The sequence below is a fragment of the Blattabacterium cuenoti genome, from assembly GCF_014252395.1.
Taxonomy (GTDB): Bacteria; Bacteroidota; Bacteroidia; order Flavobacteriales; family Blattabacteriaceae; genus Blattabacterium; species Blattabacterium cuenoti_AA.
On sequence record NZ_CP059219.1, the window covers coordinates 399,366 to 412,117 of the forward strand.

The window sequence follows — 12,752 nt, forward strand, 5'->3', positions numbered from 1 at the left end:
TACTACTTTATCCTCTACTACTTTATCCTCTACTACTTTATCCTCTACTACTTTATCCTCTACTACTTTATCCTCTACTACTTTATCCTTTACTACTTTATCTTCTACTACTTTATCCTTTACTACTTTATCCTTTACTACTTTATCCTCTACTACTTTATCCTCTACTACTTTATCTTCTACTACTTTACTTTCTATTACTTTTACTTTATCCTCTACTACTTTACTTTCTATTATTTTTTTTAAATTAGATATATGTATAGGAGCTTCTTTTTCTATAATTCCTCCTTTAGGATTTTTTGCATTAGGTTTAGTATGCCTCTTTACTATATTTAATCCTCTTATAATAACTTTATTTTTTTTAGTAAAAATTTTTGAAACAATACCTTCAGTTCCTTTATAATTTCCTGATAAAATTAATACTTTATCTTCTTTTTTTATTTTTTTCATAAAACTTCTTGGGCTAAAGATATTATTTTCATATATTCTTTTTCTCTAAGTTCTCTTGCTACTGGACCAAAAACTCTTGTACCTAACATTTCTCCAGATGTATTTATTAATACACATGCATTATCATCAAAACTTATATAAGATCCATCTTTTCTTCTAATTCTATTTTTTGTTCTAATAATAACAGCTTTAGATATTTGTCCTTTTTTAATAGTAGAACTTCCAGATACTGCTATTTTTATTGTAATAACTACTGAATCTCCTAATGAAGCATATCTTTTTTTAGTTCCACCTAAAACTCTAATAATTAAAGCTTCTTTTGCTCCTGTATTATCTGATACTCTACATCTAGATTCTTGTTGTAACATATTTTTTATTTTTTTTCTAAAATAGAAATTAATCTCCAACATTTATTCTTACTCATAGGACGTATTTCCATAATATTTACTTTATCTCCATTTTTAGATATATTTTTTTCATCATGAACCATATATTTTTTTTTCTTAATAATACTTTTTCCATAATATTTATGTTTTACTTTTTTTGTTTCAGATACTATAACTGTTTTTTGCATTTTATCACTTATAACTATTCCTTGTTTTTGTTTTCTTTTATTTCTATGAACATACTTATGATTTTCTATCATTTATTTTCTTATTTAATTCAGTTTTTAATCTAGCAATATTTTTTCTTAATATTCTTATAATCATAGGATTTTTATTCATTTTTATAGAATGATTAAATTTTATATTTTGATAATTATTTTCATTTATTTTTATTTTTTCAATCAAATTCTTTATTGAAAGATTTTTTATATTTTTCATTTTATTGCATTAGAAACAACGAATTTTATTTTTATAGGAAGTTTTTGAGCTGCTAATCTTAAAGCTTCCTTAGCTATTTTCATATCTACTCCATCTATTTCAAATAAAATTTTTCCTGCTTTAACTACAGATACCCAAAATTCAACTGGTCCTTTCCCTTTTCCCATACGAACTTCTTGCGGTTTTTTTGTAGCAGGTTTATCAGGAAAAACATTAATCCATAATTGTCCTTCTCTCTTCATATATCTAGTAGCAGCAACACGTGCCGCTTCTAATTGTCTAGAACTAATCCAAGCACCTTCTAAAGATTTTATTCCATATAAACCTCTTGATAAAGAAGTTCCTTTTTTAGAATTTCCACGTATTCTACCTTTTTGTTGTTTTTTATATTTTGTTTTTTTTGGTTGCAACATAATTTTGTATTACAAAATAATTTATTGTTTTCTTTTTTTTAAATAACCTTTTTGTTTTCTTTGTATTCCTAATAATGGAGATAATTCTCTTTTTCCATATATTTCTCCTTTCATTATCCAAACTTTAATTCCTATACTACCATAAACAGTATGTGCTACATCTACATGATAATCTACATCAGCCCTAAAAGTTCCAAGAGAAATTCTACCTTCTTTATAAGTTTCACATCTAGCCATCTCTGATCCATTTAATCTTCCAGATATTTGAATTCTTATTCCTTGAGCATTCATCCTCATAGCAGCAATAATAGATAATTTTATTGCTTTTTTATAAGATATTCTATTTTCTAATTGTCTAACTAAACCTTTTGCCAATAATGGAGCATCTAATTCTGGTCTTTTTACCTCAGATATATTAATTTGAACTTCTTTTTTAGTAAGCTTTTTTAATTCTTTTCTAACTGTATCTACTTCATCTCCACCTTTTCCAATAACAAGAGCAGGTCTAGATGTTCTAATTGTTATAGTAATAAATTTTAAAGTTCTTTCTATAAAAATACGAGAAACTATTCCTTTTGGAAATCTAGCTTCTATATATCTTCTAACTTTAAAATCTTCTTGAATTCTATCCTTATAATTATTACACCAACTAGATTGCCATCCAATTATAATTCCAAGACGATTAACTATTGGATTTGTTTTTTGTCCCATATATTTACATTTCTTTTCTATTTTCTAAAAAAACTATAACATGACTTGATCTCTTTCTTATTCTATGACCTCTTCCTTGAGGAACAGGACGTAATCTTTTTAAAGTTTTTCCTTGATTTACTTGAATATTTTTTATAAATAAAAATTTATCATTATCTGAATATTTATTATTATATTTTATTTTCCAATTTGATAATAAAGAAAGAAGTAATTTTTTTAAAAAAATAGATATTTTTTTTTTATTACTATATGTTAATATATCTAAAGCATTTTGTATTTCTTTATTACGAATTAAATTAGCAATTAATCGTATTTTTCTTGGAGAACTTCTTACTCTATTTAAAGAAGCAGAAACTATATTTAATTTTTTTTTCGTATTCATTTCTCAAAATAAAAATTATTAATTTTTTATTTTTAACTTATTTTTAGATCCTGAATGTCCTCTAAAAACACGAGTAGGTGAAAATTCACCTAATTTATGTCCTATCATATTTTCCGTAATATATACATTAATAAATTGTTTTCCATTATGTACTGCAAAAGTATGTCCTACAAAATCAGGTAAAATAGTAGATGGTCTAGACCAAGTTTTAATAACTGTTTTTTTTTCATTTTTTATATTTTTTAATACTTTTTTATATAATTTTTGAGATACATATGGACCTTTTTTTAAAGATCTTGCCATAATTTTATTTTTTTCTTCTTTGTAAGATATATTTATTAGAATGTTTTCTTTTTGAACGAGTTCTAAATCCTTTAGAATATTTTCCTTTTCTACTTCTAGGTATTCCTCCTGATGCTTTTCCTTCTCCTCCTCCCATAGGATGATCTACAGGATTCATAGCAACACCTCTAGTTCTAGGTCTTTTTCCTAAATGTCTACTTTTTCCTGCTTTACCATATGTTTCTAATTGATGATCTGGATTAGATACTACTCCTATAGTGGCCATACATGTAACCATAATCATTCTAATTTCTCCTGAAGGGAGTTTAATACTAGCATATTTTCCATCTTTTGCAAATAATTGAGCAAAAGAGCCTGCACTTCTTACTATTTTAGCTCCTTGACCAGGTCTAAGTTCTATACAAGAAATAGTAGTACCTAATGGTATTTCACTTAAAAAAGTAGAATTTCCAATATTAAAAGGAATTTTTTTTCCAGAAATAATTTTTTGTCCTACTTTAAAACCATCCATTGCTATAATATATCTTTTTTCTCCATCTTTATAATGTAATAAAGCTATAAAAGAAGATCTATTAGGATCATATTCTATAGATTTTATAATAGCATAAATTCCAAATTTTCTTCTTTTAAAATCAATTATTCTATATTTTTTTTTATGTCCTCCTCCTAAATAACGTATAGTCATTCTACCAGTATTATTACGACCTCCAGACTTAGATTTTCCTTTAGTTAAAATTTTTTCAGAATTAGAAGTTGTAATTTGATCAAAACAATTTACTATTCTAAAACGTTGACCAGGAGTTATAGGTTTTAATTTTTTTATAGACATTAAATTTCTTTTTTATTGAAAAAATCAATTTTTTGATTTTTATTAAATTGAACAATTACTTTTTTTATTTTATTAGTTCTTCCATAAAGAAATCCTTTTTTAGTATATTTAGATTTATCTTTTCTAGGATAAATCATAGTCCTAATATTTTTAATAGAAAAACCTAATATTTTTTCAAATTCTTTTTTTATCTTAATTTTATTATAATTTTTATTTGTGTTACTTATAGAAAAAGTATAAAAATTTTTTTTTTCTTCTTTGGAAGATTTTTCTGTAAAAAAAGGTTTAATAAAAATCATATTTTATAGAAATAAAAATTTTTTAATTTTTTTTATAGAATTTTCTGAAAAAATAATATATGGAAAATTTAATAAAGAAAAACAATCTAATTCGTCCACATTTAATAATTTAAAATTTATTAAATTTCTAGATGATAAATATAAATTTTTATTAGTTTTTCCAACTACCATCAATGATTTTTGATTATTTAAATTTAAATATTTTAATAAACTTAAAATAAATTTAGTTTTCGGTATATTTAATTCTATATTTTCTATAATTTTAATTTTATTTTGTATTAATTTTTGTTCAATAATAAATTTTCTAACTTTATTTTTAGTAGATTTATTTAATTTAGTTATATATTTTTTTGGTTTTGGTCCAAAAACTCTTCCACCTCCTCTAAAAATAGGATTTTTAATATTACCTTTTCTAGATCCACCTGTTCCTTTTTGTCTATGTAATTTTCTAGTACTACCTGATAATTCTCCCCTTTCTTTAGATTTATGTGTTCCTTGACGTTGTGCTAATAAATATCTTTTTATTTCTAAATATAAAGAATGTTCATAATATTTTTTTAAAAAAAAATCTTTTTTAAATTCAATTATTTTATCTGTTTTATTACCTTTAATATCCAAAATTTTTAATTCCATTTCTTTTTTTTAATCATTAAATATGAATTTTTATTTCCTGGAACTGAACCTTTTAAAATTATAAAATTATGATGAATATCTATTTTTAATATTTTTAAATTTTTAATAGTAACATTTTTATTTCCAGTTTTTCCAGCCATTTTTTTACCTTTAAAAACACGTGAAGGATCAGATCCTGCTCCTATTGATCCTGGAGCTCTTAAACGATTATGTTGACCATGACTACTTTCTCCTACTCCTGAAAAATTATATCGTTTTACAACTCCTTGAAAACCTTTTCCTTTAGAAATACCTTTTACATCAACTAAATCTCCTTCTTTAAAAAAATCTATTATATTAATTTTTTTTCCTAAATACAAATTATATACACCTTTAAATTCTAATAATTTTTTTTTAGGAGTTAATTTTGCTTTTTTAAAATGTCCTATTAAAGGTTTATTAGTTTTTTGAATTTTTTTTTCATCTATTCCTATTTGAATAGAAGAATATCCATCTTTTTCTATTGTTTTTATTTGAACTATATAACAAGGTCCTATTTTTATAATACTACATGGGATATTTTCTCCATTATCTAAATAAATACTTGTCATTCCTATGTTTTTACCTATTAATCCAGTCATTTTATTTTATTATACTTTTATTTCAGCTTCTACTCCACTAGGTAATTCTAATTTCATTAAAGCATCTACTGTTTTAGATGAAGCATTATGAATTTGCAAAAGTCTTTTATGAGTAGGAAGAAAAAATTGTTCTCTTGATTTTTTATTTACATGTGGAGAACGTAATACTGTAAATATTTTTTTTTCAGTAGGTAAAGGAACTGGACCGTTTAACACTACTCCTGTAGGTAATACAGAATTTACAATTCTTTCAGCTGATTTATCTAACAAATTATAATCGTAAGATTTTAATTTTATTTTTATATCATGACCCATTATTTTTTATTTTTTTTATTATGATTTTTTATAATAATATTATCTATAATATTCGTTGGTACTATATCATAATGAGAAAATTCCATAACTGATGTCCCTCTACCAGAAGAAAGTGTTCTTAATATTGTTACGTATCCAAACATTTCAGATAATGGAACTAAAGATTGAATAACTTTAATATTATTTTTATTAATCATATTTTGAATTAATCCTCTTCTACGATTTAAATCTCCTATTACATCTCCCATATTTTCTTCTGGAATAATTACCTCTAATTTCATAATAGGTTCTAATAAAACAGGTTTTGCTTTTTTAGCTGCTTCTTTAAAACCTAATTTTCCTGCTAATTCGAAAGAAAGTTGATCAGAATCAACAGAATGATATGATCCATCCAATATCGTTATTTTAGCACTTTCTATTTCATATCCAGATAAAGGTCCACTTTTCATCATTTCTATACATCCTTTTTCTATAGATGGAATATATTCTTTAGGAATGTTACCTCCTTTTATTTTATTAATAAAATCTAATCCAAATTTTCCATCATTTCTAGGTTCTAATCGAAATAATATATCAGCATATTTACCTCTACCACCTGTTTGTTTTTTATAAATTTCTCTATGTTCTACTAAATCAGTCAAAGCTTCTTTATATTCTACTTGAGGTTTTCCTTGATTAATTTCAACTTTAAATTCTCTTTTCATACGATCTACAATAACTTCTAAATGAAGTTCACCCATGCCAGAAATAATAGTTTGACCTGTATGTTTATCCGTTTTAACTTGAAAAGTAGGATCTTCTTCCATTAATTTATATAATGCTAAACTCATTTTATCTATATCAGATTTATATTTAGGCTCAATAGCTAATCCTATTACAGGTTCAGGAAAAGATATATTTTCTAATAAAATTGGATATTTTTCATCACATAAAGTATCTCCTGTTTTAATATCTTTAAAACCAACTACAGCAGCTATATCTCCAGCTCCAATTTTTTCTATTGGATTTTGTTTATTAGCATGCATTTGATATATTCTAGAAATTCTTTCTTTATTACCAGATCTTGAATTAAAACTATAAGAACCTGACTCTATTTTTCCAGAATAAACTCTAAAAAATGCTAAACGTCCTACAAATGGATCACTTGATATTTTAAAAGCTAAAGCAGAAAAAGGTTCTTTTTCACTAGGTTTTCTTGTTTCCTTTGTTTTACTAATAGGATTAATTCCAACTACATCTTTTCCATCAAGAGGAGAAGGTAAATATCTACATATAGCATCTAATATAGCTTGTACACCTTTATTTTTAAAAGAAGAACCACATAAAATAGGAATAATTTTCATATTTATTGTATTCTTTTGTAAAGAATGAATAATATCATCTTCTGATATAGAAGAATGATTGTTATATAAAAATTTTTCCATTATTGCATCATCATATTCAGATAAAGTTTCTATAAGTTTATTTTTATAATCGTTAACAGAATCCACCATTTCATATGGAATAGGTTTTTCTTGATAAGTCATTCCATAATTTTGATCGTCCCATATTATAGCTTTATTAGATATTAAATCTACTACTCCTATAAAATTTTCTTCATTACCTATAGGTATTTGTAAAGGAACTGAATTAGCACCTAAAATTTTTTGTATTTGAGAACAAACATTAAAAAAATCAGATCCTTGACGATCCATTTTATTTACAAAAGCAATTCTAGGTATTCCATATTTATCGGCTTGTCTCCATACTGTTTCTGATTGTGGTTCTACTCCATCTACAGCACTAAATAAAACAACCATTCCATCTAAAATTCTCATAGATCGTTCCACTTCTACTGTAAAATCTACATGACCTGGAGTATCTATGATATTAATTTGATATTTTTTATTTTTGTATATCCAATTACAACATGTAGCTGCAGAAGTTATAGTTATTCCTCTTTCTTGTTCTTGTTGCATCCAATCCATAGTAGCTGCTCCATCATGGACTTCTCCTATTTTATGATTAATACCTGTATAAAATAAAATTCTTTCTGTAGTAGTTGTTTTACCTGCATCTATATGCGCTGCAATACCTATATTTCTTGTATATTTTAAATCTTTTTCCATTATAACTAAAATCTAAAATGCGAAAATGCTTTATTAGCTTCAGCCATTTTATGAATATTTTCTTTTCTTTTTACGGATTCTCCTTGTTCTTGAAAAGCGTCCCATATTTCATAAGCTAATTTATTTGCCATCGTTTTTTCATTTCTTATAGAAGCACATGAAATTAATAATTTCATTGCTTTTGTTATTTTTCTATTAGAAGAAATAGGAACTGGAACCTGAATATTAGATCCTCCCATACGACGGCTTCTAACTTCTACATGAGGCGTTACATTTTTTAATCCTTCTTTCCATATTTCTATTACTGATTTATCTTCTGATTTTTTTATTAAATCCAACTTTTTCATAGAATTATAAAAAATATTATATGCTACACTTTTTTTACCATTTTTCATTAAATGATTAACAAAACGTGTAACAAGAGGATCATTAAATTTAGGATCAGGAAAATATATTTTTTCTTTTTTTTTAACTTTTCTCATTAATATTTTAATCTTTTTTATTTATTTTAGCTCCATATTTACTTCTACTTTTTTTTCTTCCATTTACACCAGCTGCATCACGAGCCCCTCTAACTATTTTATATTTTACTCCTGGTAAATCTTTTACTCTTCCTCCTTTTACTAATACTATTGAATGTTCTTGAAGATTATGTCCTTCACCTGTTATATAACTAATAACTTCTCTACCGTTTGTAAAACGAACACGAGCTACTTTTCGCATAGCTGAATTAGGTTTTTTAGGAGTTGTAGTATAAACTCTAGTACAAACTCCTCTTTTTTGAGGACAAAATTCTAGGGCAATAGATTTTCTTTTTTTAGAAATTGAACTACGTCCTTTTCTAATTAATTGTTGTATAGTAGGCATATACTATGATTTATAATGCAAATTATAATATTTTTTAATAAAAATTACAAATCAAAAAATAAATTTATTTTAAATTTAGTAATTAGGAATTTTTTTATTCTGAAAAGGATCTTCTTCTAATGATTTAATATTAAGTTCTTTATAAATATAACGAAAAGTAGAAAGTAAACAAGGAGATCCATCAATAATGGCTATATTATGTTCATAATGAGAGGATATTTTTTTATCTAAAGTAGTAATAGTCCATCCATCTTCATGAAAGACTATTTCAGAAGAACCTTTATTAATCATAGGTTCTACAGAAAGAACTAAACCATTCTTTAATTTTAAACCTTTTTTTTTTTTACCAAAATTAGGAACTTGAGGTTCTTCATGCATTTTTTTTCCAATTCCATGACCTACAAGATTTTTTACCACATTATATCCATTTTTTTCAATATAAGATTGTATAGAATAACCTATATCTCCAATACTATTTCCAAATTTACATTTGGAAAGACCAATATAAAGAGAATTCTTAGAACAATTAAGAAATTTTTTTGTTTCTTTTGAAACTTTTCCTACTTCAAAAGTATAAGCATGTTCTCCATAAAATCCATTCATATAAACTCCACAATCTATAGATAACACATCTCCATCATATAAAGGATATTGATTAGGTAAACCGTGTACTACTTGATAATTTGGAGAAACACATAAAGTATTTGGAAAATCATATAAACCTAAAAAAGCAGGTTTTCCTCCATGATCACGAATAAAATTTTCTGCTAATCTATCTAAATAAAGAGTATTAATACCAGGTTTAATTTCTTTAGCTAACATTCCTAATGTTTTAGAAGCTAAAAATGCACTTTTTTTTATTAAAATAATTTCATCTATAGTTTTTAATTGTATCAAAATAATAACTATTTTTTATAATCTATTATCATGGAACTACTATTCATAATAGTAGGAATAGGTAATTTCATTAATTGAAGTATAGTAGGAGCTACATTTGATAATGAACCTATTTTTTTTAATAAAATATTTTGTTTTTTTATTTCTTTATCTAAAAGAATAAAAGGCACTAAAGATGTGCTATGAGTAGTATTAGGTGTTCCATCTAAATTAATCATATAATCTGCATTTCCATGATCTCCTACAATAATAACTGTATAAAAATTATTTATAGCTTCTTCAGAACATAATTTAGTACATTTATCGATATATTCACAAGCCTTTATTGTTTCAATCATTTTTCCAGTATGACCAACCATATCTGGATTAGCAAAATTTAAACAAATAAAATCAGATTCTTTTTTTTTTAATTCAGGAATAATTTTTTCTACAATTTTTTTTGCACTCATTTCAGGTTTTAAATCATAAGTAGATACTTTAGGAGATTCACATAAAATTCTAATTTCTTTATCAAAAGGAATTTCTCTTCCTCCAGAAAAGAAAAAAGTTACATGTGGATATTTTTCTGTTTCAGCAATACGTATTTGTTTTTTTCCTTCTTTTTCTAAAACTTCACCTAAAGTGTAGGATAAATTTTTTTTTTCAAAAATAGAGTAAACATTTTTTTTATATTTAGAATTAAAACAAGTCATAGTTATATAATGAGATAAATTTATTCTTTCGTTATAAAAAAAATTTTTTCCAATAAAAAATTCCGTAATTTGTCTAGAACGATCTGGACGAAAATTAAAACAAAATACTATATCTCCATTTTCTATCCTAGAAATAGGAATTCCTTTATCATCAATAATTATTAAAGGTGATAAAAATTCATCTGTTTTACCATTATTATAAGATTTTTCTATAGAATTAATAATATTATTAGTATAAATTCCTTTAGAATAAACCATAGCATCATATGCTTTTTTAGTTCTTTCCCATCGATTATCACGATCCATAGAATAATATCTTCCAATAACAGAGGATAATTTTCCTACATATTTTTTAGTTATTTTAAAAAGTTTTTTTATATAAGAAATACTTTTTTTTGGAGATGAATCTCTTCCATCTGTAAAAATATGGATAAAAATATTTTTTATTTTTTTTTTATAAGCTATTTTAATTAAAGAAAAAAGATGATTCATATGCGAATGAACACCCCCATCAGATAATAATCCAATAAAATGAATTTTTTTTTTATAAAGAATAATTTTATCAAAAATTTTGTTTACCTTTTTTTGAAAAGATCCATTTTTAATAGATTGATCTATTTCTTCTAAACTTTGTATTACTTTTCGTCCAGATCCTAAACTTAAATGACCTACTTCAGAATTACCCATTTGATTTTTAGGCAATCCAACATAAGATCCTGAAGCATATAATTTACTAAAAGGTTTTTCTTTATAACAAAAATCAATAAATGGAGTTTTAGCTTGTTCAATAGCAGAATGATATTTAGAAGAAGAAATCCCCCATCCATCTAAAATTATTAAAATTACTTTTCTCATTTAAAAATTTATTCTAAATATTTATTCTTTTAAAAAGATTTATTTTCAATTTATTATTATATTTTTTTAAATATTCTTGAACTGTTATCTTATTATTTTTTATAAATTTTTGATTAAGAAGAGTATTTTCAGATATAAATTTTTCTACTTTTCCCAGGATTATTTTTTTCATTATATTTTCTTGTTTTTTTTCTTTTTCCACTTGACTTTTAAAAATTTCAATTTCTTTTTTCATTAAAGAATTAGGTATTCCATTTTTATCTATAGATATAGGATTCATAGCAGTAACATGCATTGCTATATTTTTTGCAACATTTTTATCTATTTTAGTAGAAAAACCAATTAATGTTGCTATTTTATTATTATGAGTATAATCCATTACAAATGGAGCCATTATTTTTTCAAAAATTTTTAATTCTAATTTTTCTCCTACAACTCCCATTTTATTAATAATCATTTTTTCAATATTTTCATATTCATAATTATGATCTTTATATGAACTATTTAAAAAATCTTTTTTATTATTATACAACAATGATTGTTTAGATAAAATAGATAAAAAATCTAAAAAATCTAAATTTTTAGAAAGAAAATCAGTTTCACAACTCAATCCTATGATTGTTCCATAGGAATAATCAGAATTAACACAAGAAATAACTGCACCTTCTTTCATTTGAAATAATGAACGATCTACTGCTATTTTTTCTCCTTTTTTTCTTAATATTAAAATAGCTTTTTCTATATTTCCATTAGAATTTATTAAAGCTACTTTACAATCCATTATTCCAATTCCTGTTATTTTTCTAAGTTCATTAATTTTATCAATGGATACTTTCATAAATTATCATGAATTTGTAATTTCATATTCATTTTTTGTTGTTATACCATTTTTAATAGATTCTATTATCACTTCTAAAATAATGTTTATAGACTTAGAAGAATCATCATTAGAAGGAATAGGATATTGAATACCGTTTGGATCTGTGTTGGTATCTACCATAGCAAAAATAGGTATTTTAAGTTTTTTAGCTTCTGTAAAAGCTATTTTTTCTTTATTTGGATCTACTAGAAAAATACCACCTGGTATTTGATTCATATTTGATATACTTCCTAAATTTTTATATAATTTAGAATATAACCTATTAATTAATAATCTTTCTTTTTTAGAAAGTGTATCAAATGTTCCATTTTTTTTCATTTTTTCAATACTATTCATTTTTTTTACAGATTTTCTAATAGTAGTGAAATTAGTAAGCAATCCTCCTAACCATCTTTCTGTAATACAAGGCATATTAATACTCTTAGCATAAAATGCTATTTTTTCTTTAGCTTGAGCTTTTGTTCCTACTAATAAAATTTTTTTACCATTTTTTACTATTTCTTCTAAAGCATTACAAGCTTCTTTTAATTTTAAAATTGTTTTTGATAAATCTATAATATGAATACCTCCTTTTTTCATAAAAATAAAAGAACGCATATTAGGATTCCATTTTCGTACAATATGTCCAAAATGTACACCAGCTTTCAATAAATCTTTAGTATTAATTTCCATTT

20 protein-coding genes are annotated in these 12,752 nt (G+C 24.2%); all 20 read right to left on the bottom strand.

Features of this window, described 5'->3' with window-relative positions:
* Window positions 1-450: 50S ribosomal protein L24 (rplX, locus tag H0H36_RS03105; RefSeq protein ID WP_185869419.1), on the bottom strand; the 450-nt coding region annotated here is incomplete at its 3' end.
* Entirely contained in the window at window positions 447-818 is a 372-nt protein-coding gene (rplN, locus tag H0H36_RS01940) for a 50S ribosomal protein L14 (protein WP_185869420.1), read from the bottom strand. The genes rplX and rplN, both read right to left, overlap by 4 nt.
* 5 nt (window positions 819-823) lie before the next feature.
* Window positions 824-1,096, bottom strand: coding sequence for a 30S ribosomal protein S17 (gene rpsQ / locus H0H36_RS01945; protein WP_185869421.1), 273 nt, complete (start codon window positions 1,094-1,096; stop codon window positions 824-826).
* Window positions 1,080-1,274 carry a 50S ribosomal protein L29 gene (rpmC, locus tag H0H36_RS01950; RefSeq protein WP_185869422.1) on the bottom strand — a complete coding sequence of 65 codons (195 nt, stop codon included), beginning with the start codon at window positions 1,272-1,274 and terminating at the stop codon, window positions 1,080-1,082. Before rpmC ends, rpsQ begins: the two co-directional genes overlap by 17 nt.
* The gene (rplP, locus tag H0H36_RS01955; protein ID WP_185869423.1) at window positions 1,271-1,687 is read right to left on the bottom strand and encodes a 50S ribosomal protein L16; all 417 of its coding nucleotides are present in this window, start codon (window positions 1,685-1,687) and stop codon (window positions 1,271-1,273) included. The genes rpmC and rplP overlap by 4 nt, the downstream gene beginning before the upstream one ends.
* Before the next feature lie 21 nt (window positions 1,688-1,708).
* Window positions 1,709-2,398: a 30S ribosomal protein S3 gene (gene rpsC / locus H0H36_RS01960; protein WP_185869424.1), complete on the bottom strand. Its 690-nt coding sequence runs from the start codon at window positions 2,396-2,398 to the stop codon at window positions 1,709-1,711.
* 4 nt (window positions 2,399-2,402) lie between these two features.
* Window positions 2,403-2,780, bottom strand: a complete 378-nt coding sequence (gene rplV, locus H0H36_RS01965; protein WP_185869425.1) for a 50S ribosomal protein L22 — start codon at window positions 2,778-2,780, stop codon at window positions 2,403-2,405.
* Window positions 2,781-2,798: 18 nt separating this feature from the next.
* Complete coding sequence (rpsS, locus tag H0H36_RS01970; protein ID WP_185869426.1) at window positions 2,799-3,083, bottom strand: 30S ribosomal protein S19; 285 nt, start codon at window positions 3,081-3,083, stop codon at window positions 2,799-2,801.
* 4 nt (window positions 3,084-3,087) lie between these two features.
* Window positions 3,088-3,912, bottom strand: a complete 825-nt coding sequence (gene rplB / locus H0H36_RS01975) for a 50S ribosomal protein L2 (protein WP_185869427.1) — start codon at window positions 3,910-3,912, stop codon at window positions 3,088-3,090.
* Window positions 3,912-4,211 (bottom strand): 50S ribosomal protein L23, encoded by a 300-nt coding sequence (gene rplW / locus H0H36_RS01980; protein ID WP_185869428.1) that lies wholly within the window; start codon window positions 4,209-4,211, stop codon window positions 3,912-3,914. The genes rplB and rplW overlap by 1 nt, the downstream gene beginning before the upstream one ends.
* Before the next feature lie 3 nt (window positions 4,212-4,214).
* A complete protein-coding gene (rplD, locus tag H0H36_RS01985) occupies window positions 4,215-4,844 on the bottom strand; it encodes a 50S ribosomal protein L4 (RefSeq protein ID WP_185869429.1) in 630 nt (209 codons plus the stop codon).
* A complete protein-coding gene (gene rplC / locus H0H36_RS01990; protein WP_185869430.1) occupies window positions 4,835-5,464 on the bottom strand; it encodes a 50S ribosomal protein L3 in 630 nt (209 codons plus the stop codon). The genes rplD and rplC overlap by 10 nt, the downstream gene beginning before the upstream one ends.
* 9 nt (window positions 5,465-5,473) lie before the next feature.
* On the bottom strand, window positions 5,474-5,779 hold the full coding sequence (rpsJ, locus tag H0H36_RS01995) for a 30S ribosomal protein S10 (RefSeq protein ID WP_012840772.1): 306 nt from the start codon (window positions 5,777-5,779) through the stop codon (window positions 5,474-5,476).
* On the bottom strand, window positions 5,779-7,887 hold the full coding sequence (gene fusA / locus H0H36_RS02000) for an elongation factor G (protein ID WP_185869431.1): 2,109 nt from the start codon (window positions 7,885-7,887) through the stop codon (window positions 5,779-5,781). The genes rpsJ and fusA overlap by 1 nt, the downstream gene beginning before the upstream one ends.
* A gap of 5 nt (window positions 7,888-7,892) precedes the next feature.
* Window positions 7,893-8,369 carry a 30S ribosomal protein S7 gene (rpsG, locus tag H0H36_RS02005; protein WP_185869432.1) on the bottom strand — a complete coding sequence of 159 codons (477 nt, stop codon included), beginning with the start codon at window positions 8,367-8,369 and terminating at the stop codon, window positions 7,893-7,895.
* Between the two features lie 7 nt (window positions 8,370-8,376).
* On the bottom strand, window positions 8,377-8,754 hold the full coding sequence (gene rpsL, locus H0H36_RS02010) for a 30S ribosomal protein S12 (protein WP_185869433.1): 378 nt from the start codon (window positions 8,752-8,754) through the stop codon (window positions 8,377-8,379).
* A gap of 75 nt (window positions 8,755-8,829) precedes the next feature.
* Window positions 8,830-9,651: a type I methionyl aminopeptidase gene (gene map / locus H0H36_RS02015; protein ID WP_185869434.1), complete on the bottom strand. Its 822-nt coding sequence runs from the start codon at window positions 9,649-9,651 to the stop codon at window positions 8,830-8,832.
* Between the two features lie 8 nt (window positions 9,652-9,659).
* The gene (gpmI, locus tag H0H36_RS02020; RefSeq protein WP_185869435.1) at window positions 9,660-11,198 is read right to left on the bottom strand and encodes a 2,3-bisphosphoglycerate-independent phosphoglycerate mutase; all 1,539 of its coding nucleotides are present in this window, start codon (window positions 11,196-11,198) and stop codon (window positions 9,660-9,662) included.
* 13 nt (window positions 11,199-11,211) lie between these two features.
* On the bottom strand, window positions 11,212-12,036 hold the full coding sequence (gene tsf / locus H0H36_RS02025) for a translation elongation factor Ts (RefSeq protein WP_185869436.1): 825 nt from the start codon (window positions 12,034-12,036) through the stop codon (window positions 11,212-11,214).
* A 6-nt stretch (window positions 12,037-12,042) separates the two neighbouring features.
* Window positions 12,043-12,750: a 30S ribosomal protein S2 gene (gene rpsB / locus H0H36_RS02030; RefSeq protein WP_185869437.1), complete on the bottom strand. Its 708-nt coding sequence runs from the start codon at window positions 12,748-12,750 to the stop codon at window positions 12,043-12,045.
* Window positions 12,751-12,752: the final 2 nt, after the last annotated feature.